Source organism: Acinetobacter sp. RW6, from assembly GCF_041956835.1.
Taxonomy (GTDB): Bacteria; Pseudomonadota; Gammaproteobacteria; order Pseudomonadales; family Moraxellaceae; genus Acinetobacter; species Acinetobacter calcoaceticus.
Genome location: NZ_CP167121.1, coordinates 1,680,865 through 1,701,450, shown reverse-complemented (window position 1 = coordinate 1,701,450; position 20,586 = coordinate 1,680,865). Strand labels below are relative to the sequence as shown.

Annotated in this window: 20 protein-coding genes; 3 read left to right on the top strand and 17 right to left on the bottom strand. The window is 36.8% G+C overall.

Going from position 1 to position 20,586, the window contains the following annotated elements; genetic code table 11:
• Positions 1-2: 2 nt before the first annotated feature.
• Positions 3-410 (bottom strand): OsmC family protein, encoded by a 408-nt coding sequence (locus ACB088_RS07960; protein ID WP_375038558.1) that lies wholly within the window; start codon positions 408-410, stop codon positions 3-5.
• Positions 411-628: 218 nt separating this feature from the next.
• Here ACB088_RS07960 and ACB088_RS07955 point away from each other — a divergent pair, with 218 nt between their 5' ends.
• Positions 629-1,210, top strand: a complete 582-nt coding sequence (locus ACB088_RS07955) for a YceI family protein (RefSeq protein ID WP_375038557.1) — start codon at positions 629-631, stop codon at positions 1,208-1,210.
• Positions 1,211-1,255: 45 nt separating this feature from the next.
• Here the strand turns inward: ACB088_RS07955 and ACB088_RS07950 are convergent, their stop codons facing one another.
• Positions 1,256-1,837 carry a lecithin retinol acyltransferase family protein gene (locus tag ACB088_RS07950; RefSeq protein WP_375038556.1) on the bottom strand — a complete coding sequence of 194 codons (582 nt, stop codon included), beginning with the start codon at positions 1,835-1,837 and terminating at the stop codon, positions 1,256-1,258.
• 193 nt (positions 1,838-2,030) lie between these two features.
• On the opposite strand from ACB088_RS07950, the gene ACB088_RS07945 reads away from it, so the two are divergent.
• On the top strand, positions 2,031-2,777 hold the full coding sequence (locus ACB088_RS07945; RefSeq protein ID WP_375038555.1) for a phosphodiester glycosidase family protein: 747 nt from the start codon (positions 2,031-2,033) through the stop codon (positions 2,775-2,777).
• Positions 2,778-2,812: 35 nt separating this feature from the next.
• On the opposite strand, the gene ACB088_RS07940 is transcribed toward ACB088_RS07945, so the two are convergent.
• The 4 genes from ACB088_RS07940 to putA form a co-directional block, all read right to left on the bottom strand.
• Complete coding sequence (locus tag ACB088_RS07940; RefSeq protein ID WP_003651412.1) at positions 2,813-3,043, bottom strand: hypothetical protein; 231 nt, start codon at positions 3,041-3,043, stop codon at positions 2,813-2,815.
• Positions 3,044-3,292: 249 nt separating this feature from the next.
• A complete protein-coding gene (gene trmA, locus ACB088_RS07935) occupies positions 3,293-4,378 on the bottom strand; it encodes a tRNA (uridine(54)-C5)-methyltransferase TrmA (protein ID WP_375038554.1) in 1,086 nt (361 codons plus the stop codon).
• 98 nt (positions 4,379-4,476) lie between these two features.
• Complete coding sequence (locus ACB088_RS07930) at positions 4,477-4,956, bottom strand: GrpB family protein (RefSeq protein WP_375038553.1); 480 nt, start codon at positions 4,954-4,956, stop codon at positions 4,477-4,479.
• Between the two features lie 104 nt (positions 4,957-5,060).
• A complete protein-coding gene (gene putA / locus ACB088_RS07925) occupies positions 5,061-8,813 on the bottom strand; it encodes a trifunctional transcriptional regulator/proline dehydrogenase/L-glutamate gamma-semialdehyde dehydrogenase (protein ID WP_375038552.1) in 3,753 nt (1,250 codons plus the stop codon).
• A 125-nt stretch (positions 8,814-8,938) separates the two neighbouring features.
• On the opposite strand from putA, the gene ACB088_RS07920 reads away from it, so the two are divergent.
• Positions 8,939-9,427, top strand: coding sequence for an Lrp/AsnC ligand binding domain-containing protein (locus tag ACB088_RS07920; RefSeq protein ID WP_003651419.1), 489 nt, complete (start codon positions 8,939-8,941; stop codon positions 9,425-9,427).
• Between the two features lie 33 nt (positions 9,428-9,460).
• Here ACB088_RS07920 and putP read toward each other — a convergent pair whose 3' ends face one another.
• From putP to ACB088_RS07865, 11 genes are all read right to left on the bottom strand, one after another.
• Entirely contained in the window at positions 9,461-10,951 is a 1,491-nt protein-coding gene (gene putP, locus ACB088_RS07915; protein ID WP_045432757.1) for a sodium/proline symporter PutP, read from the bottom strand.
• Between the two features lie 409 nt (positions 10,952-11,360).
• The gene (locus ACB088_RS07910) at positions 11,361-12,068 is read right to left on the bottom strand and encodes an NAD-dependent deacetylase (protein WP_375038551.1); all 708 of its coding nucleotides are present in this window, start codon (positions 12,066-12,068) and stop codon (positions 11,361-11,363) included.
• A gap of 99 nt (positions 12,069-12,167) precedes the next feature.
• Complete coding sequence (gene gcvH / locus ACB088_RS07905) at positions 12,168-12,542, bottom strand: glycine cleavage system protein GcvH (RefSeq protein ID WP_092705581.1); 375 nt, start codon at positions 12,540-12,542, stop codon at positions 12,168-12,170.
• A gap of 37 nt (positions 12,543-12,579) precedes the next feature.
• Positions 12,580-13,605 carry an AraC family transcriptional regulator gene (locus ACB088_RS07900; protein ID WP_017390547.1) on the bottom strand — a complete coding sequence of 342 codons (1,026 nt, stop codon included), beginning with the start codon at positions 13,603-13,605 and terminating at the stop codon, positions 12,580-12,582.
• 107 nt (positions 13,606-13,712) lie between these two features.
• Positions 13,713-14,153 carry a MaoC family dehydratase gene (locus ACB088_RS07895; RefSeq protein WP_003651428.1) on the bottom strand — a complete coding sequence of 147 codons (441 nt, stop codon included), beginning with the start codon at positions 14,151-14,153 and terminating at the stop codon, positions 13,713-13,715.
• Positions 14,153-16,000 carry an ABC transporter ATP-binding protein gene (locus ACB088_RS07890; protein ID WP_005041140.1) on the bottom strand — a complete coding sequence of 616 codons (1,848 nt, stop codon included), beginning with the start codon at positions 15,998-16,000 and terminating at the stop codon, positions 14,153-14,155. The genes ACB088_RS07895 and ACB088_RS07890 overlap by 1 nt, the downstream gene beginning before the upstream one ends.
• Positions 16,001-16,367: 367 nt before the next feature.
• On the bottom strand, positions 16,368-16,904 hold the full coding sequence (locus ACB088_RS07885; RefSeq protein ID WP_375038550.1) for a DUF2058 domain-containing protein: 537 nt from the start codon (positions 16,902-16,904) through the stop codon (positions 16,368-16,370).
• Between the two features lie 3 nt (positions 16,905-16,907).
• Positions 16,908-17,588, bottom strand: a complete 681-nt coding sequence (locus ACB088_RS07880; RefSeq protein WP_092705584.1) for a YoaK family protein — start codon at positions 17,586-17,588, stop codon at positions 16,908-16,910.
• 5 nt (positions 17,589-17,593) lie between these two features.
• Positions 17,594-18,796, bottom strand: a complete 1,203-nt coding sequence (gene sstT, locus ACB088_RS07875) for a serine/threonine transporter SstT (protein ID WP_092705585.1) — start codon at positions 18,794-18,796, stop codon at positions 17,594-17,596.
• Positions 18,797-19,206: 410 nt separating this feature from the next.
• Positions 19,207-19,518, bottom strand: a complete 312-nt coding sequence (locus ACB088_RS07870) for a metalloregulator ArsR/SmtB family transcription factor (RefSeq protein WP_002121379.1) — start codon at positions 19,516-19,518, stop codon at positions 19,207-19,209.
• A 466-nt stretch (positions 19,519-19,984) separates the two neighbouring features.
• Positions 19,985-20,548 carry a TetR/AcrR family transcriptional regulator gene (locus ACB088_RS07865; protein ID WP_004642610.1) on the bottom strand — a complete coding sequence of 188 codons (564 nt, stop codon included), beginning with the start codon at positions 20,546-20,548 and terminating at the stop codon, positions 19,985-19,987.
• Positions 20,549-20,586: the final 38 nt, after the last annotated feature.

The following is a 20,586-nucleotide window of genomic DNA, read 5'->3' as shown; positions in this document are numbered from 1 at the left end:
GGTTAAATGCTAAGTTCGGTTTGAATATTAATTTGAGAAGTGAGTAACTTATGAATGGGGCAGTTCTCGGCAACTTTTAATAAACGCTTGTGTTGGTCTTCACTGAATTCACCTTTGAGCGTGATTTTGCGTTCAATATTATTTTGGCCTTTCTCTGGTTCACCATTTGGGTTTAATACTAAATCAACTTGAACATGATCGAGTTTAATACCTTTAAGATTCGCATACATTTCTAGTGTAATGGTGGTACATGCGCCCAAAGCAGACAGTAAGATTTGAACTGGGTTTGGAGCAGTATCTAGACCACCTTTGTCTGTAGGTTCATCAGCAAACCATTGGTGACCCGAAGGATCGGTCAGAGTTACTCGATATGGAGTGGAAGTACTTAGTGCTTGAGCAGTATTAGCCATGTTTCACCTTGTTATTGATCAATAAAGTCGAAGTAAAAACGAATTAATTTGAGAGTTCGGAAACGGTATGACAACACCGATATCTTATAATATTGTTTTTAAATAATAACTGTAACGCTTTTATTGTTGCATGGATGAAACATATCGTTTTATAAAGAATAGTGAATTAAATTACTTGATGTATACACTAATGACTATATCAATAAAGGATACGAAAAATGCATCTTAAAACACTAAGCTTTGGTTTGGCAGTAGCATTGGCTAGTTCAGTTACTTTAGCTGCGCCAGTGGACTACAAAATTGATCCTACACATACAGCTACTGTTTTCTCGTGGAATCACTTTGGTTTCTCTACTCCAAGCGCTAACTTCTCGGATATCCAAGGTGTAATTAAAGTTGATAATGCTAAACCAGCAAATTCATCTGTAAATGTCGCTATCCCTTTAAGCAGCGTAAATACAAACGTTCCTGCTTTAGATAAAGAATTCCAAGAAGAAGCTTGGTTTAATGCAGCTAAATATCCAAACATTACATTTAAAAGTACTAAAGTTGAAACCAAAGACAAAAAGCACTTTAAAATTACTGGTGACTTAACGGTTAAAGGTGTAACTAAGCCTGTGGTACTTGATGCTGTTTTAAACAAGCAAGGCGAACACCCAATGGCAAAAGTTCCAGCGATTGGCTTTAATGCTACGACTTCATTCAAACGCTCTGACTTTGGTCTAGGAAGCTATGTGCCGAATGTTGGTGATAAGATCACTGTAAACATTACGACTGAAGCAACTGCCGCTAAAAAATAAGTTTTAAGTTTTCTAAAAAAGCCCTCGAATATGAGGGCTTTTTTATTAAATTGGTTCTTTTTTATCTGGATCTATAAAGACTAAAGGATCAATATTTCTTTTTTCAGATTTTTCTCTAAGAAATTGATAAGTAGGGACCTTCATTTTTGCCTGATCACGCAATTTCTTTTTAATATAAAGAACAAGAGCAAAACATGTCGTTGCAACAGTGAGCATCATCCCATTCATATAGCTCATGATTGAGCTTACATAGCCAATCGTCGTTAATCGATGCATCATACGTTCAACTTGAGTGCTACTTTCGACTCCAGTAATTGCCCAACTACATAAATGTTCACAGTTATTAATAATTAGATGGTAGTGGTTTTCATGCATACGTGAACGCATTCGGCGCACGACAGCTCTTCCTTTATAGCGTGGCGTGTCATAAGAGCGAACATGTATTTTTTTGCCATGCGAGAATGCATCTATTGAGGTAATTTCAATGGGGCGTTTTTTGATGAAATGCGCTAAGCCTGAATAATGGATCACTCGACCTCTCCCTGCGTATATACCATGATGGCTATAGCCGAGATGCCTTACGATGAGATGAGCCCCTAAAGGGTAGCGCTTATTCGGTTGTTGCATGCTTACGCTGATCCAATAAAGTGTAAATGGCTTTTATTGAAAAGCTGCTAACCATTATAACCAATATAGACATTTTCGAGTGTATTGATTACGTCGAATGAATGAGTTTGGTACATAGCCAATCTATTTGTGTTTATTGTATATAATTTAAAGATTTAATATGAAGAAAAAATGTCATGTCTGGTGGTATTAAATGAAACGTTTGATGTGGTGCTTAACTATATATGGGCTTTTGATTCAGTCTGTCTATGCTATAGAACACCAGCAAGTTAAAACAGCAGAAGGCGACCAATATGATGTGGTTGCAATTAGCAATTTAAAACAGTTACGCTTGTTCCTTAAGAATTCTAATAATCAACAGTATTACAAAAGCTTTAATAGTGTGCAGGAACATTTAAAGCACTGTGAGCAACTTTCTTTCGCAATGAATGCAGGGATGTTTCATCCGGGATTTTCTCCAGTAGGGCTGTATGTTGAACAAGCTAAGGTGATTCAGCCATTAAATAAAAGTAAAGGATTAGGGAATTTCTTTTTACAGCCTAATGGTGTGTTAAGTTGGAATAAAAAACAGGCCTTTATTTTAACAACGCAGCAATACAGTCGCCGAGATTTCAACATTGATTATGCGACACAATCTGGCCCGATGTTAGTGATTGATGGAAAGATAAATTCCCTTTTTTTACCAGATTCTCAATCAAATAAAATTCGTAATGGAGTCGGTATTCGAAATAATAAACTCTACTTTGTAATATCGAAGAATAGCGTGAGTTTTTACAAGTTTGCTCAGTTTTTTCAAAGAAATCTTAAGGTAGACCAGGCTTTATATCTTGATGGTTCTATTTCTAGTTTATATGTTCAGAAAGACAAGCGTAATGATCAACAATTTGAAATGGGACCAATTGTTGGTTGGGTAGATCAGACAGAGTGTAGATTAAAGTGAAATATAAAAAAGCCAGTACAAGACTGGCTTTTTAATTAATGGATAGATGGTTTTTGAGTGAGTTCATTCAACTCTTTTCGGCTATAACCACGGGAAATAAGAACTTTCTTTATTCCCTTAATGACATCTTCATCTGTTGCTAGTGCAAGAGCACTTAGAAGTTGTTCATTTGTTTTACATGAGCAGTCATTTTCAACACAAGCAGTTTGGTTTTTATGCTCGTTATGCTGTTGATCTGCTAAGAACAGCTTTTGCCAAAAACTCATAGAGCCTTCATATACAATCTAACATAGCTCGAAATATAGCCAATTTAAAATAAAATACAAGTCTCTATAAGTGATAAATCCACCAATTGAACTCGAGAATTTTCGATAGGAATGCGTGAGTTAAACGAAATTATGACGGATAGATGACTTGATATTTTTTGAAAATTTAAATACTTAAACAAAAAATCATTAAAAAATAAGGAGGTATGTAACCCCCTTTGATTTTAAATTTACAATGAAAGATTTTGTTTAAATCTTCTCAAGTAATACACCCGATTCCACATGATGGGTATATGGGAACTGATCGAATAATGCAAACTTGGTAATACGATGAGTTAAACCTAATATTTTTAGGTTCTCATACAGTGTATCTGGATTACATGAAATGTAGATAATCCGTTCAAAACCTTGTAAAAGTTTTAAAGTTTCATCATCAATCCCTGCGCGTGGGGGATCAACAAATACGGTATCAAAGTTATAACTTTGGATATCAATATTCGCTTCTTGTAAGCGGCGGAATTCGCGCTCACCCTGATAGGCTTGAGTAAATTCTTCAGCTGAAAGACGGGCTACTTGAATATTATCAATCTGGTTTTGCTCGATGTTCCATTGAGCAGCATAAACGGAAGATTTTGCAAGTTCTGTTGCTAGAACACGTTCAAACTTTAAAGAAAGAGGAAGAGTAAAGTTACCATTACCACAATAAAGTTCTAATAAGTGTTTTTTCGACCCTTCAGCTGCATCACACGCCCATTGCAGCATTTTTTTGCAAACTTGTGCGTTAGGCTGAGTAAAGCTACTTTCGATTTGTTTGTATTTAAATGAACGGTTCAAAAGTTCAAATTCTTCTACGACAAAGTCATCGCCAATAATAATTTTTTGACCACGACTACGACCCATAATCTTAATGTCTAACTTCTCAGCAAGCGCTTTAGCTGCTTGTTCCCATTCCTGATCAAGTTTACGGTGATAGATTAATGTAACTAACATTTCCCCACTAAGTGTTGCAAGAAAATCAGCTTCAAATAAACGGCTAGAAAGCTTAGGTTCTGCTTTGAGCTCTTCCAAAAGTTTTGGCATTAAATCATTAATGCTTTGGTCTGCAATGGGGAATTCATCAATGCGTAAAACGGTTTTTTGTTTGTCATCATCGTTACGTTCAAACATGGCATAGAACATGTCATTTTCTGTATGCCAGATACGAAACTCAGCACGCATACGGAAATGTTGTTCAGGTGATTCAAACACTTCTAATGTAGGTGGAGTAAATTCAGAAAATTGGGCAGTAATGCGGTCAATTTTAGTTTGAAGTTGTTGATGATAAGAAGAGGTCATAGACAAAGAAAATTTAGACAGAATCAAATAGTGAATGGTATCAAAAAAAACGGGGTTACAGGAGCCAATTTTAGCTAGATATCAATACCGACACGTAGCTAAACCTTAGGGTGATTTAATACACGGCTAATAAAATCTGATTTTATTGCTCTATATTGATCAGGGTGTAAATGACTACACTGTAATTTTAATTGATTATATTCATCGACCAGTGCTGGAGAATCGGTAAGCTTATTTCTAAATGTTAAGAAAAATGTGAACTTTGAACCTGTGACTACAATTTGAAAGGCAATATCATCGTTATTGAGTGACTCAAGCATACAAAGTTCATGTGTTCTTAACGTATTTTGTTTTTCTATAAAGTTTAGCTTTTTTAATTGTTCGATCGCTAACTCGAACTGATCAGGCGTAACCTCAATATAAATATCTAAATCACCCTTTGAAATTGCATTTGGTATTGAAGATGAACCAATATGCTCAATTCTTGCAAATGGTAGTAATATGGAAATATCCTTTTGATATGAATTAAAAAGCTGGGCGCATTTTTGTTGATATTGTTCTGGTTCTAAAAAGATCATTATTAGAATCTCGAATTGATAAAATTTATATATTTAAGAAAAGATTACTTTATTAAATAAAAAAGCCCAAATGCTAGATTTGGGCTTTTTTACAAACTTACGTATTAATCAGACATTGTCATTAAGCTTGCATTACCGCCAGCCGCAGCTGTATTCACACTAATTGCACGTTCAATCACTAAACGTTCAAGTGGAATAGTCTCATTTGGCTCAACATGTGTAATACCTACAATTGCACCGGAACGAGTAGCAACTTCTTGCTGTAATGAGAAGATTTCTTCGCGGTTACCATGATGTAAAACTGCATCAAAATCATCTGAACTGATGTTTTTAATAACACGAATTGCATCTAATACATCTTTTGGCAATGTTTGTTTATGTTTTGCCAATAATGGACTATTTGGCATTACGGCCGCTTGGCTACCAACTGCAAAAATTGCGAGCAATTGATGCAACTGATTTTGTTCTGTATCAGCGATTGAAAGCACACGGTGACGCGGCAGAATAATATATTGGTTACTTTCTCCGGTAGGACCTTGTAACTCGTAAAACTTACCAACGCCAAAAGGTTCAATTTCGCGGTTTGCTTGCGGTAAATGCTGTTTCGCCCAATTTTGTAAGCTCTGATAAACCTCTCGGTTAAAGCCGTCAAAAGCAGTTTGTTCATTTTTCATGGCAAATGGTGTTGCCAATACTTTATTTGAACAATGTTGCATTAAGCGATACATGTAAAGCGGACCACCAGCTTTTGGACCTGTACCAGATAAACCTTCACCACCAAATGGTTGAACACCAACAACAGCACCAACAATATTTCGGTTGATATAAAGGTTACCAACTTCAGCATGTTGAATCACTGTTTGGATGGTTTGATCAATACGCGTATGAAGACCCATTGTTAAACCATAACCTTTGGCATTAATTCGCGAGATGAGTTGCTCAAGCTCGCCATACTTATAGGTAATGATGTGCAAAACTGGACCAAAGACTTCACGTTGTAAATCATCAAGGTTAGGTAACTCAATTGCTGTTGGTACAACAAAAGTTCCTTTATCTAATTCATTCTGGCTCGTTGCGCCAAACATTAGCTGATGTACTGGATAGCCTTTAGACTTCATTTTTTGGATGTGCTGGTCAATCGTCTGTTTTGCTTCAACATCAATAACAGGACCAATGTCAGTTTTTAAAATGGCAGGGTTACCTACGCTCAACTGTTGCATTGCACCTTTAAGCATTTTAATAACGGTTGCAGCACTGTCTTCTTGCACACATAAAATACGTAAAGCAGAGCAACGTTGACCAGCGCTATCAAAAGCTGAACTTACAACATCAAGTACGACTTGTTCAGTTAATGCAGATGAGTCCACAATCATTGCATTTTGACCACCAGTTTCTGCAATGAGGGGAATTGACTGGCCATTTTCAGATAAGCGTTTCGCAACAGTCTTCTGTAAAATTTTTGCAACTTCAGTTGAACCAGTAAACATGATGCCATCGATACGGCTATCTTGGCTGAGTTGAGCTCCAACTGTTTCACCACGACCTGGCAATAACTGCACAGCGCCATGAGGAATACCAGCTTCCCATAAAATTTGCACTGCTTGAGCTGCAATTAATGGAGTCTGTTCGGCAGGTTTAGCAATAACACAGTTACCGCTGACTAATGCAGCCGCGATTTGGCCTGAGAAAATCGCAAGAGGGAAGTTCCATGGGCTAATGCAAAGTACAGTACCTAAAGGCTGAATAGTTGTATTAGCTGGAAGGTTCTCAACTTGAGTTGCGTAGTAACGTAGGAAATCTACAGCTTCGCGAACTTCAGCAATCGCATTGGCATAGGTTTTACCACTTTCACGGCAAAGCAATACCATTAACTCTTCAATACGGCTTTCCATCAGGTCAGCTGCACGTTTTAAGTATTGAGCACGTTGATCTTTAGGAGTATTAGCCCATTCACACTGAGCTTGTTCAGCTGCATTAAGTGCAACTTCTACATGCTTTAGATCAGCTTCTTGTACATGCCCAACAATTTCATCATTTTGTGCTGGGTTTGTAATTGCAACAGAATGACCTTGTTCTAAAGAACCGTTATCTGCCAATAATGGATAGCTTTGCCAAATACGACTACGCAGTTGTTGAGCTGTCTGATCTAATGCTTCAAGTGGAGCATCATTAGCTAAATCATATCCTTTAGAGTTTTTACGGAGCGAGCCATACATGTCTAAAGGTAACGGAATAGATGGGTGTTTTAAGCCAACTGAACCTTCAAGTTTAGCTGCATTGCGAATATCGTAAATTGGAGACTGAATCAGATCTTCAACTTTAAGTGTTTTATCGGCAATACGGTTAACAAATGAAGTATTTGCACCATTTTCAAGTAAACGGCGAACTAAGTAAGCCAACAAAGTTTCATGGTTACCAACAGGAGCATAAATACGGCATGGTACGCCTAATTTATTTTGCTCACGTGGGCCAACAACTTGTTCATAAAGTGGCTCACCCATACCATGTAGGCATTGGAACTCATATTGACCAGCATAATATTTACTTGGATCAGCTAAGTGATAGATCGTTGCTAACGTTTGAGCATTATGAGTTGCAAATTGCGGATAGATAAACTCTGGTGCTGCAAGTAATTTTTTAGCACAAGCGATATAAGATAAATCCGTATGCACCTTACGAGTGAAGACAGGATAGTCATCCATACCTTCGATTTGTGCTTTCTTGATTTCGCTATCCCAATACGCACCTTTCACAAGACGGATCATGAGGCGCTTTTGGCTGCGTTTAGCAAGATCGATAATATAATCAACTACGAAGAAACAGCGTTTTTGGTACGCTTGAATAACGAAGCCAATGCCTTTCCAGTTTGCAAGTTCTGGTTCGAAGCAAAGACGTTCAAGTAACTCAAGAGAAATTTCTAAACGTTCTGATTCTTCTGCATCGATATTTAAACCAATATTGTACTTTTTAGCTAAAAGAGCGAGTTCAAATACTTTGCCATAAAGTTCTTGATGAACACGTTCAATTTGCGCGCGTTGATAGCGAGGGTGTAAAGCAGAAAGCTTAATTGAGATACCTGGGCCATCATAAACGCCCTTACCGTTAGACGCTTTACCAATTGCATGGATGGCTTGCGTATAATCATTGAAGTAACGTTCAGCATCATGTTCAGTTAGAGCAGCTTCACCCAACATGTCGTAAGAATAGCGGAAACCTTTGTCTTCAAGTACTTTTGCATGGTCTACAGCTTCTTCAATGGTTTCACCAGTAACAAACTGTTCACCCATCATACGCATTGCAACATCGACTGCTTTACGAATAATGCCACGGCCACTACGTGCTAAAAGGCCAGTAAGTACACTTGAAAGACTGGTTTGCTTTGGAGTTTCCATGAGCTTACCAGTTAACATGAGGCCCCATGCGGCAGCATTTACAAACATTAAGCTGCTTTGGCCAACGTGTTCTTTCCAGTTGCCTTGATTGATTTTATCTCGAATAAGTAAATCACGTGTTGCTGAGTCTGGAATACGAAGCAAAGCTTCAGCAAGACACATTAAAGCCACGCCTTCTTGTGAAGAAAGGGAGAATTCTTGTAGTAACCCTTGAACAATACCTGCTTTACCCGAAGAGGTTTTACGTTCACGTAAGTTATGGGCAAGATTAAAGGCAAGGTCATAAATTTTATGATCTAAATCATCAGATACCGCGGCAGCTTGTAATAGCTCTTCTACAGCTTCTGGTTCAGCACGACGCCAAGCTGTGTTAATGCGTTGTTCAAACTCACTTTTATCGTTGAATTCGGTGATATAGCCTTGGTGAGATTTATCCATTTGATGAAAAGTATCCATTGTATTCATATCTGTTTCCGCCAACTAGCTCTCATACTATTTATCTTGAGTAGAGAGGTTTAGATAATTTATCATTACAGAAGAAACACCGAATAACTCACTATATTTATCCCATTTTTTAGAGGAAAATTCAGATGAATGGCCCATTATTAAGCCTTGATCGCACTGATTTAAAAATTTTGGATATTCTTCAAACAGATGGGCGTATTTCGAACAGTAAATTAGCCGAACTTGTGAATTTATCTCCAACTGCTGTCATGGCACGAGTCCAAAAGCTAACGAAGGATGAATTCATCTTGGGATATGAGGCTAAGTTAAACCCTGTTAAGTTAAATGCTAATTTTTTGGTGTTTGTTGAAGTATTACTGGATAAAACGACACCTAATGTTTTAGATGAGTTTATTGATGCTGTGGTGCATTATCCAGAAATTGTTGAGTGCCATATGGTCAGTGGGGGCTTCGATTTTTTAATTAAATTACGAAGTGCCAGTATGGAAGAGTTTAGACGTATTGCAGGGCAAGTGTTATGGCAATTACCGGGTGTAAAAGAGACTCGTAGTTACCCAGTGATGCAAGTCGTAAAAGATACTTCAAAAATTAAAATCAAAACTAAAAATAAATAAAGGGGCCGAAGCCCCTTAGTTTATTTAGATGGATTATACGCTTTCTTTGTAGAGTTTATCTGCTTGTTCAAAGCGTCCAGTTACTGTCGTATTTGGCGCTTTAGTTAAAAGACTCACAACAACGATGCTGATAAATGCAAGGATAAAGCCAGGAATAATTTCGTAAACACCAGTGTCTGCGAAAAGATTTTTCCAGCCAATAACCACAACTGCACCAACGATCATACCCGCTAAAGCACCTTGTAAATTCATACGTTTCCAGAACAATGACAAGATGATAAGCGGACCAAACGCTGCACCGAAGCCAGCCCATGCATAAGCAACAAGACCAAGAACCTTACTGTCTGGGTTACCTGCAAGAGCAATGGCAAGAACAGCAATGACAAGAACCATTACACGGCCAACCCATACAAGTTCTTTTTGAGATGCATTTTTACGAAAGAAACCTTTGTATAAATCTTCAGTTAAAGCACTTGAACATACCAAAAGTTGACAGCTTAACGTGCTCATAACAGCAGCTAAAATTGCAGCCAAAATGATACCTACAATCCATGGATTGAATAAAATTTTAGTCAATTCCATAAATACAGTTTCAGGGTTTTTGCTCACAACTGCCGCTAATTCAGGGTGTTGCTCAAAATAAGCAATACCGAAGAAACCAGCACCTACAGCACCCATTAAGCATAAAATCATCCATGTCATACCGATACGGCGTGCAGCAGGAATAGATTTTACTGAGTCGGCTGCCATGAAACGTACAAGGATGTGTGGTTGACCAAAGTAACCAAGACCCCATGCCATGGAGGATAAAACTGCTACCACACCAAAATCTGAGATGAGATTAAATGCATGCGGACGTGCAGTTTCAATGAGAGTAACAAAATGAGTTGTGTCCCCGATCGCAAGGTAAGTCACGATTGGCGTTAATATCAGGGCAAAAATCATCAATCCAGCTTGGAATGTATCAGTCCAGCTAATTGCTAAGAATCCACCGATACAAACATAACTGATGGTCGCAATAGCACTAAGCCAAATTGCAGTGTTGTATGACATACCGAATAAATTTTCAAATAAACGGGCGCCCGCCACCATGCCTGAAGCACAGTAAATAGCGAAGAAAACCAAGATGATAACGGCAGAGAAAATACGAAGTACTTTTTTCTGGTCATCAAAACGGCTTGTAAAATAATCTGGCAAAGTTAATGCATTGTTTTGAATTTCAGTATGAACGCGTAATCGACCAGCAACCAGTAGCCAGTTAAGCCAAGCACCGATAATAAGACCAATTGCAATCCACGCTTCAGATAGACCAGAAAGATAAATTGCTCCTGGTAAGCCCATGAGTAGCCAGCCACTCATGTCTGATGCGCCTGCGGATAACGCAGTAACGAAACTGCCTAAACTACGACCACCAAGAATATAATCTGAGAAGTCGCTTGTAGCACGGTAGGCAAATAAGCCAATAAGTACCATTGCTACGATGTACACCATAAACATGATGAGGGTGGGATCAAAATAACTCATGATGGATGTGTGTCCTTATATCCATAATCCGTGATTGTAACCTAATCCAGGTCGCTGTTTTCTTGTACGGCATTCAAGAGGTTGAGATTCAACCACAAAAGAATTTTTTTGCTCTGTTATTTTTATATTGTATTTTTGTATCCTTGTGTAAAGCGATGTAATTTAAATTACAATCTGAAAAATATATTATTAATCATTTACTTATAATTTTTTAATATTTTATTTTTTTGAATTTTCTTGAGAAAAATAAATTTTTTTAAAAAATAACTCTATATTTAGTTACAAAGTGAGTGGAGGGAAAAATTTTATTGCGCGAAATTAGAACAAAGTTAGAAAATTTGACAAAATTTTGTCCAAAAAATAATAATTTTTATTCAAATTAAATTGATTTTGTACTTAAAAATAGGAGTCAATTGGTTAAATTCTTAAAAAGTTCATGCATTCCTTGAGTAGCTGACATCTTTAACAATTCGTATTGTTGGGGAACACGCACATGATCTGCTTTGGGGTCTATATAGTAAGCTTTACATTGAGCTGTAATTTCATGCACTAAATCTGCAACAGGATATACGCTTAATGTCGACCCGATTACAATAAAAATATCTGCACTTTGCACTAATCTAATTGCTTCTTCATAAGCTGGTACAGCTTCACCAAACCAGACTACATGTGGGCGAAGGGAATATCCATCTGGGCAAAGGTCGTGTTCTAAATCTAATTTCCAACCCTTAATCTCATAAAACTGAGTTGTGAATTGTGCATTTGGGCCCGAACTTTTTGCTAACCGAATGTTTCCATGCAAATGCAAAACGTTGGAACTTCCTGCGCGTTCATGCAAATCATCAATGTTTTGAGTAATAACTTGTACTTCAAAATAATCTTGTAGTTTGGAAATATATTGATGAGCTGGATTAGGTTGAGATTCTAAAATATTTTTGCGTCTTTCATTATAAAAGCGTTGAACTAAAGCAGGGTTCTTTTGCCATGCTTCAGGTGTGGCAACTTGCTGAATATCATAATTTTCCCATAGACCATTACTGTCACGGAAAGTGCTAATTCCACTTTCGGCACTCATACCCGCGCCAGAGAATACAACGAGTTTTGTCATATAGGTCACCGAATCAGATAACTGATTTTAAATTAACTGCATAAACAAAGAAAAAAACCAGTCTAAATCTAAACTGGTTTTTATTAAATCTTGAAAACTATACCTATCTTATAGGCCAGCTTCATATTCTGCATTTGTTAAAAGTTTTTCAACATCTGCAATATTGTCTGGTTTGATTTTATAAATCCAGCCTTTGCCGTATGGGTCGTCATTTACAAAATCAGGATCATCTTCAAGGTCAGTATTTACTTCTACTACAGTGCCTGAAACAGGAGCATGGATATCTGAAGCAGTTTTCACTGATTCAACAACTCCAGCTTGTTCGCCAGCTGTAACTTGACTACCAACTTTAGGAGTTTCGACATACACCAAATCGCCAAGCTCATCTTGTGCGTGATCAGTAATCCCTGTAATAACAAGATCACCTTCAATTTTTACCCACTCATGTGTACGTGCATACTTCAGTTCCGAAGGGTGATTCATGGTAACTCCTTAAGCTTGTGTCCAATAGTTTTAAACATTATAAGTATGGGTCTTTACGCCAGTTGCTTGGGCTGCGGCCACTCCAGCGTTTAAAAGCACGGCTAAAATTTGCAACGTCCGAATAGCCAAGTTCATCTGCAATCTGTTCAAGACTATAATCTGTACGCGAAAGCAGAGATGTTGCATGTCGATAACGGACTTCATCAACTAATGTAGAAAAGGAAGTTCCTTCTGCTGCCAATTGACGTTTAAGCGTGCGGTCCGACATATGTAGGCATTCTGCTACATTTTCTATGCTTAAGTAATGCTGTTCAGAATTACTTAAAATATCACGAACTCGCATTGCTAAACGGCGGCGTTCACCCAAAGCAGAAAGTTCAGCTTCACATTGGTTAATGGCAACTTGACTTGCAATAGGGTCGGCGTTGACTAATTTAAGTCCTAAATACTTTTTATCAAAACTGGAAATCAAATGAGGCTGATTAAAGCGAATTGTACTGCTCAATTTATTTCTATATTTTTCAAAACCTTCTGGCTCTGGGAAATCTAAGTCTACATCTCCAGCTAAATCTTCAATACCAGTCATAGCTTTCGCCATGCTCATAATACCAATGGTTAAACCTAAAACGATTTCTGTACGTAAAGGCTCAAGTTCAATATCACACTGTAATTGTAAGGTCGCCTTGGGTCCAAATGTTGAGAAATATAATTGTAAAAAGGGCAGGCGTAGCTGAATAAAGCGTGCTGCGAGTGCAATTGCTTCTGTAATATCTTTGGCTGTCATAATTGCATAGCCAATGAAACCATGAATTGAAATACGCATTTGAGTACCAAGATGGTAACCCAAAGTCGTTTCACCAGTTAGTTTAAGAGCGTGTTTAACCAGTTCATTTGCTACTGGTGTAGAAATACGATAGTCAGGGTCAGCCAGTTGCTCGCTTGTAAGATGAAATGGAGCAAATAATGTTTCATCGTTGTATCCCCAACGTGAAACGACATCTAATAGCAATAAGCCATAGACACCCGGAATACCCTGATCTTGACGAGCTGAGGTAATTTTCATATGCGTTCCATTGCTCTCATCAATTTTTCACATGCATTTCTTACACATCTTGTCATGAAATATAGTCTGAATTTATAAAAACTGTTAGACAATCATATCAACCATTTTTAAACATTCTTTTTAAAGACAACAATTTTTGTTGTTGAAATAAGTAAGACATCCCCATGCTGATTTAAGGCTTGTGTAACGTAACTTACAATACCACGATCTAATTTTGTTTTGGATGGGGTGATAGCTGAAATTTCAGTTTCAACATGAATTCTATCACCCGGTCGAGTGGGACGGGGCCAGCGCAAACTAGATTCTGAACCGATCAAACCTCCATGAATAGGCATGCATTCGGTCCATAAACGCATAGTGATGGCAGAAGTGTGCCAACCACTGGCAGCAATCCCTTGAAAAATAGGATCATGCTTAGCTTGCTCTTCATCTATGTGAAATGGTTGAGGGTCATAGGAATTTGCAAATTTTTTGATTTCATCTAAGGTGATTTCATATTCACGACTAATAAAACGATCACCAATTTTCAAATCTTCTAAATAAAGCATTAATCTTGACCCTGTAAAACTTTTTGTTCAATTAGGAAGCCGCCTGTTTGACGTTTCCATAATTGTGCATATATTCCATTTTGCGCAATTAACTCTTCATGTGTTCCTTGCTCAGCAATTTGGCCTTCATCAAGAACAATTAAACGATCCATTTGTGCAATAGTAGATAATCGGTGTGCAATTGCAATAACAGTTTTATCAACCATGAGGTCATTTAAACTTGACTGGATAGCTGCTTCAACTTCTGAATCTAATGCACTAGTGGCTTCATCTAAAATGAGAATAGGAGCATCTTTTAAAAATACACGTGCAATAGCAATACGTTGTCTTTGACCACCAGAAAGTTTTACACCACGTTCACCAACTTGAGCGTCATATCCATTACGACCCTTTAAATCTACCAATTGAGGTATAAATTCGGCGGCTTTTGCTTTCTTTACAGCATTTTTCATATCGGCATCAGATGCATCTGGACGCCCATATTTAATATTTTCAGCGACTGAGCGATGTAATAAAGACGTATCTTGTGTTACCAAGGCAATATTCGCTCTTAGACTATCTTGAGTCACATCTTCAATATTTTGCCCATCAATTAAAATTGCACCTTGCTTAAGATGATAAAAATGTAAAAGCAACTGAATAAGCGTAGACTTTCCTGCTCCAGAGCGTCCAACAATTCCTATCTTTTCACCTGCTTTGATTTTTAAGTTGAAGTGATTAATCACATTTTTATTGTTATAAGCAAAGCTTACATCTTTAAATACAATCTCGCCTTGGCTTACTTCAAGTGTTTTTGCATCAGGTTTGTCTTGAATATTGATTTTTTTACCTAATGTTTGCATACCATCTTGAATGGTTCCGACATTTTCAAATAACGCGGACATATGCCACATCATAAACTCAGCCATACTATTAAGTTTTAAAATCATGGCAGTAGTCGCTGCAATTACACCTAATGCTGCTAAACCTTGAGTCCATAGCCAAACTGAAGTACCAATAACGCCAATAAATAAGACGGCTGATAGCATGTTGATACTTATTTCAAAAAGAGTGCCTAAACGCATCTGAGCATAGACTGTTGTCATAAACTCTTTCATTGATGCTTTTGCATATTGGCTCTCACGTCCCGCATGAGCAAATAATTTAACTGTTTGAATGTTAGTGTAAGCGTCGGTAACGCGACCAGTCATAATTGATCTAGCGTCGGCTTGCTGCTGAGAAACTTTACTTAAACGTGGAATAAAGAACCATGCACTTAATAAGAATAAGGTTAACCAAACTAAAAGTGGTATCAGCAAAATTGTTGAAATTGAGCCAAGAACAATACTAACGGTAATAAAGTAAATAGCGACGTAAGCCAACATATCGCCCAAAATAATCCAGAATTCACGGATGGCTAGAGCCGTTTGCATAACTTTTGCAGAAAGTCTGCCAGCAAAGTCATTATGGAAAAAATCTAAGCTTTGTTTTAATAAAAGATTATGGAAACGCCAACGCAAACGCATTGGAAAAGTACTATATAAAATCTGATGTTTTACAATAGATTGAATATTTACAAAAAAGATATTGGTAAATAAAACACCAATTAAGAGTAGTAAATCAGTCGTGTGCTGACTTAAAAAACTTTCAGGGCGACTACTACTTAACCAATCTACGAGTTGTCCAATCTTTGAAAAAAGTAAGGCTTCAAAGCTTGCCGCACCTGCTGTAAAAAGAATAAGTAAGAATAAGTAAGGGCGTAAGCCTTCCGTTGCTTGCCAGACAAATGGAAAAAAACGAGTTGGTAAAGGTTCATCCAGACCTTTTGTTGGGTAGGGATCTACAAGTTTTTCAAACCACTTCAGCATGAATTACTACCTTTAAGACAAAAGCCACTTAATTAAGTCTTTGCAATTAAATTTACAAAAAAGTCAGTTAGATCAATATCACTTCGGTTTTCGATCTTTTGAATATGTGCAAATACACATGAACTGATTATGTTGTACGTCATTCATTCGTACATGACGTAAATTTGGATGCCTGAAGAAATCTTTAAGAATGTCGCGAAGACTTAAAAAATTATGATTTATTATATCGGGATTAATAGATAAAGTGGTGAAGGAATTTATTCTTTAAGTATTTTTTCTTACTATTTTGAACAATTGTTAAATTAGCACTTTTTAAATCCATTTGAAAAAGGCCTTTATATTTGCATCATAAAGGCCCTTGTATGTCTTACCACATTAAATCATCAGGAATAACATAAGCTGCATATGGATCTTCTTCATCTGTAGTCTGTTCATTGGACTCAGCATTGTTCAATAAAATAAAACCTTTCATCTTCTGATCAATTTTTTCAGCTAATGCTTTAGGTAAGTAAGCATATTGATTTTGATCTTTAGCAATGACTAGACTGCCTGAAACAAGGGCATTATAAACTTGCTGAGAAATATATACCTTCTTGATCTTACCCTCATCAATAAATTGATAAACACTATCGCCATCAGTATTTGAAATTTTATGATGTTTAATCATTTGAATAATTGACGCCTTGAGGGCTTTTTCCTCAAGTTGTTGTTGTTTTTCTAAGTTTAAAGCCTGATCTTTAGCTAACTTTTCTTGTTGAGCTTTTTCAATATTCGCTTTGATTTCGGCCTCATTACTTTGACCGATACGTTGTTCATGATGAGCTTGTTTTGTTAACTTTTTTGCTTTTTTATTATCCACTAACCCAGCTTTTAGTAGCTGTGCTTGTAAGGCATTTTTAACCATGACTTAATCCTTATGTGAAGTTGAAGGGCTATAGAAGTAAACTACCCAGTAAGAAATGCTTAAGACTAAGCTTAAAGTTGCTGGCAATAAAAATGCTTGTAACTTTAAATGTGGATGTACCAGCGCGGCGAGAATTCCACCCAGCAGAAAACCCGCAAAAATTAGTAAGTGTAAAACAATACGTCGGTTTTCTACCTGTAAGCCTCTAGCTTTATATCCAAGTGCTAAACCGATATCTGTTAAAACGCCAGATAGATGGGTAGTTCGAATAATGGTTCCTTTATAATGGCTAACCATTGCATTTTGAAGGCCCATTGCTGTACAAGCCCATAATAATCCATAGCGTGGAAAATAAGGAAGTAATAGCCAACAAAGAAAAATGAATAAAGCAACAAGACTCAAAGGTAAGCCATAGCGACGACCTAGTCGAAAATGGCTGCTGCCTAAAATAAAACCACTATAAAATGAACCGCAAACATAACAAATGATCACCAGAAGCAAGAAAATGATATGTTCTGGTTGCCACTCTACCAAACTCATAGCTAGCATACTAACGTTGCCAGTCATGTGTGAAATTGATTGATGCAAAAGGGTAATTAACCCTAATACATTAATCATTCCGGCATTGAATGCCAGTAAAAAGGCTCCAAGTTGGAACCAGTTTGGTAGACGTTGAAATGGCATTTCGTTTAGGAAGCTTGTTTCGAACGAATATCTACAGCTGCGGTAAATAAAACGTCTGTAGAAGAGTTAAGCGCTGTTTCTGTAGAGTCTTGCAATACACTAATAATCATACCAATAGCTACAACTTGCATCGCAATTTCAGTTGAAATGCCAAATAAACTACAAGCTACTGGAATCAGAAGCAAAGAACCACCAGCTACACCAGAAGCACCACATGCTGAAACTGTAGCAACAACTGATAAAATGAGCATTGTTGCAAAATCAACATGAATTCCAAGCGTATGAACAGTGGCTAGTGTGAGTACAGTAATTGTCACTGCCGCACCAGCCATATTTACTGTCGCACCTAATGGAATAGAGACACTTGCTGTAGATGGATTAACACCTAAACGCTCTGCTAAATCTAAGTTAACTGGAATGTTGGCTGCTGAGCTTCGTGTAAAGAAAGCAGTAATCCCACTTTCTTTAAGGCATTTAAACACGAGAGGGTATGGGTTCCCACGTATAGTAAGCGCAACAAGAATTGGATTGATAACTAAAGCAACAAAGAACATCGTACCTAACAGTACTACTAATAATTGCGCATAACTTTCAAGCGTTGCGAGACCAGCATCTGCAAAAGTCACTGCAACCAAACCAAAAATACCGACAGGTGCAAAAGCAATTACTTTATGAATAATAGCACTAACAGCATGTGCAACATCCTGCATGACTTCTTTTGTGGTGTCTGAGCTATGGCGCATCGCTAAACCAAGGCCAATTGCCCAAGCTAAAATACCAATAAAGTTTGCTTCGCTAATGGCTTGAACAGGGTTAGCAATAAAGCTTAAAAGCAAATTTTTCAGAATGTCAGCTAAACTTCCTGGCGATTGCAAATCATTATGAGAAACTGTGTTGAGGAACAAAGTGCTTGGAAAAGAAAGACTAACAATCACAGCTGTGAAAGCAGCAAGCAACATACCTACCACATATAAAATCATGATTGGACGTAAATTCGCACTATGGCCCACCTGAAAGTTGGCAATAGAAGAAAGTACTAATACAAAGACTAAAATAGGGGCAACAGATTTTAACGCTTTGATAAAAAGCTCACCAAATAAACTTAAATATGGCGTAATGTCTGGAAATAGTAATGCAACGCCAATACCTAAAATAATGGCGATAATAATCTTGGCTACCAAGCTTAATCGAGAAAAGAATTCAAGCATATAAAGACCTTATTAACCTATTCATGGCTAAAGGTTGAACAAGCGGAGTATTTTATACTTAAGTTATGGGAATCTTAAGCTTTTTTATATCAACTAGACGTTTTTATAGTAGATGGTAATATTAAGTCATTGTTTTAGTTTTGGTTAATTTTTAATTTTAACTTTTTTTATTGGAGGCTTTGCTTGTTAATTGTTCGTCAAGAAAACGAATTATATCAAAAGGGGTGAAAGTGCCGAATGAACTCCGAAGAAATAAATTGATAACAGATTAAATGGCATCGGTGAGGCTTTGGAAAAGCTACGCGAATTTTCAAAACTTTGTGCTTCGACTAGGCTCTAAGCTTTCAAGCTGAAAAATCGCATATTTCAGGAAATTACTACTATTATTATAAAATTATAATTTAAAAATATTATTTACTTGCACAGTACAGCTGATGAAGCGTATTTAAAATTGAATGCATATTGTCATCCTTAATAGAATAAAAAATCTGCTTGCCATCACGACGAGTTGATACAACATCACTTTTACGTAACATCATAAGCTGTTGTGAAAGAGTGGGCTGTGTAATTTGGGTCTTCTCTTCAATCTGTGAGACATTTAGCTCCTCGTAAGCTAAGTGACATAAAATTAATAAACGATCTGTATTAGCCAAAGATTTTAGAATTCCCACGACTGAATCAGCCGCATTTTTCATTTCTTCAATTTGGAGTCCATCTTTCATACTTTATACCTATATCAATATAGCGGGCATAGTATAGATTGATCTTGCTGAAATGAATGTAGCAAAACTAATCAATCCAATTGTTTTTGTTGAAAAGCAATATAAGGGGAACTGATAAATAAGTAGTATTTTTAATTAAAAACAGTTGTTTGTATTTCTTTTGTGTTTAAAATGTTGCATTGTGTTATAAGTTTAATTGTTAAGTATAAGTGAATTGAGGTCAACATGAAATAAGCCTTATTTCATGCCGATAAATAGTTAAATCTAATTTATCTTTAAATGAAACATAAAAAATGATTGAGTTTTTATTTTTTAAATATATAATCTGTTTTGTACAGACAGGTCTGTATATTTTGGTTTAGTAGGGTCGAAAAAAACGTCTAATTTTGAACCAAAATGACTTTCAGACGCAGCGTGATAGATAAGAAGAATATTAATATAAGAAGAAGAATGTCACGCTTTATTTTTAAGCAGCTCTTTCAAAGTCAATTAACTTTTCAACTCGATTCCAATAATCATAAATTTTTATTGAACCATGTTCGACCTGAGCTTGAATGGTCATACCTTCCAATATATTAACGAGTAGTAAAGATAAAGGACCTGGTTCTTTTACATCATATTGATTGAGAAGGTCTTGCATGAGTTTAGTTAACCAAGCTTTATACAAAGTGGCAGGTTGATGTGTTGACGGATATTGTTTTAAAACCTCTTCCAAAGCTTTTTGAAACATACAGCCATTAAAGTCTTCACTATTAAACCAGTCGGAATACCATAAAAATACTGCTTTAATTCTCGCAAGAGGGTCTAACTCATCATGTTTTGATAAGGCCGAGGTAAGAGAGTTCTGTAAAAGCGTGTTTCGTAGAAGTAGACATTCTTCAATTAATTTTTCTTTTGATGGAAAATGCTTGTAGAAAGTCATTTTTGCAACGCCAGATTCATTAATGATGCGATCCACACCTATAGAATTATAGCTATACGAGTTAAAAAGTCTTAATGCGGTGTTAATAATGTCATCTTTCTTCGACATATTTTTAGCCTCTCACAAATGAATTGCTATTAGCTTGT

Bases quoted from the DNA above. Each gene is read 5' to 3' on its own strand.
- ACB088_RS07950 (WP_375038556.1), bottom strand. From the start codon at position 1,837: ATGCAACAACCGAATAAGCGCTACCCTTTAGGGGCTCATCTCATCGTA.
- sstT (WP_092705585.1), bottom strand. From the start codon at position 18,796: ATGCTTGAATTCTTTTCTCGATTAAGCTTGGTAGCCAAGATTATTATC.
- ACB088_RS07930 (WP_375038553.1), bottom strand. From the start codon at position 4,956: ATGATCTTTTTAGAACCAGAACAATATCAACAAAAATGCGCCCAGCTT.
- ACB088_RS07945 (WP_375038555.1), top strand. From the start codon at position 2,031: ATGAAACGTTTGATGTGGTGCTTAACTATATATGGGCTTTTGATTCAG.
- ACB088_RS07920 (WP_003651419.1), top strand. From the start codon at position 8,939: ATGAATGGCCCATTATTAAGCCTTGATCGCACTGATTTAAAAATTTTG.
- ACB088_RS07865 (WP_004642610.1), bottom strand. From the start codon at position 20,548: ATGTCGAAGAAAGATGACATTATTAACACCGCATTAAGACTTTTTAAC.
- ACB088_RS07960 (WP_375038558.1), bottom strand. From the start codon at position 410: ATGGCTAATACTGCTCAAGCACTAAGTACTTCCACTCCATATCGAGTA.
- ACB088_RS07880 (WP_092705584.1), bottom strand. From the start codon at position 17,588: ATGCCATTTCAACGTCTACCAAACTGGTTCCAACTTGGAGCCTTTTTA.
- ACB088_RS07900 (WP_017390547.1), bottom strand. From the start codon at position 13,605: ATGAAAATTACCTCAGCTCGTCAAGATCAGGGTATTCCGGGTGTCTAT.
- ACB088_RS07955 (WP_375038557.1), top strand. From the start codon at position 629: ATGCATCTTAAAACACTAAGCTTTGGTTTGGCAGTAGCATTGGCTAGT.
- ACB088_RS07885 (WP_375038550.1), bottom strand. From the start codon at position 16,904: ATGGTTAAAAATGCCTTACAAGCACAGCTACTAAAAGCTGGGTTAGTG.
- putA (WP_375038552.1), bottom strand. From the start codon at position 8,813: ATGAATACAATGGATACTTTTCATCAAATGGATAAATCTCACCAAGGC.
- ACB088_RS07890 (WP_005041140.1), bottom strand. From the start codon at position 16,000: ATGCTGAAGTGGTTTGAAAAACTTGTAGATCCCTACCCAACAAAAGGT.
- ACB088_RS07870 (WP_002121379.1), bottom strand. From the start codon at position 19,518: ATGAAAGATGGACTCCAAATTGAAGAAATGAAAAATGCGGCTGATTCA.
- gcvH (WP_092705581.1), bottom strand. From the start codon at position 12,542: ATGAATCACCCTTCGGAACTGAAGTATGCACGTACACATGAGTGGGTA.
- ACB088_RS07940 (WP_003651412.1), bottom strand. From the start codon at position 3,043: ATGAGTTTTTGGCAAAAGCTGTTCTTAGCAGATCAACAGCATAACGAG.
- ACB088_RS07895 (WP_003651428.1), bottom strand. From the start codon at position 14,153: ATGCTTTATTTAGAAGATTTGAAAATTGGTGATCGTTTTATTAGTCGT.
- putP (WP_045432757.1), bottom strand. From the start codon at position 10,951: ATGAGTTATTTTGATCCCACCCTCATCATGTTTATGGTGTACATCGTA.
- trmA (WP_375038554.1), bottom strand. From the start codon at position 4,378: ATGACCTCTTCTTATCATCAACAACTTCAAACTAAAATTGACCGCATT.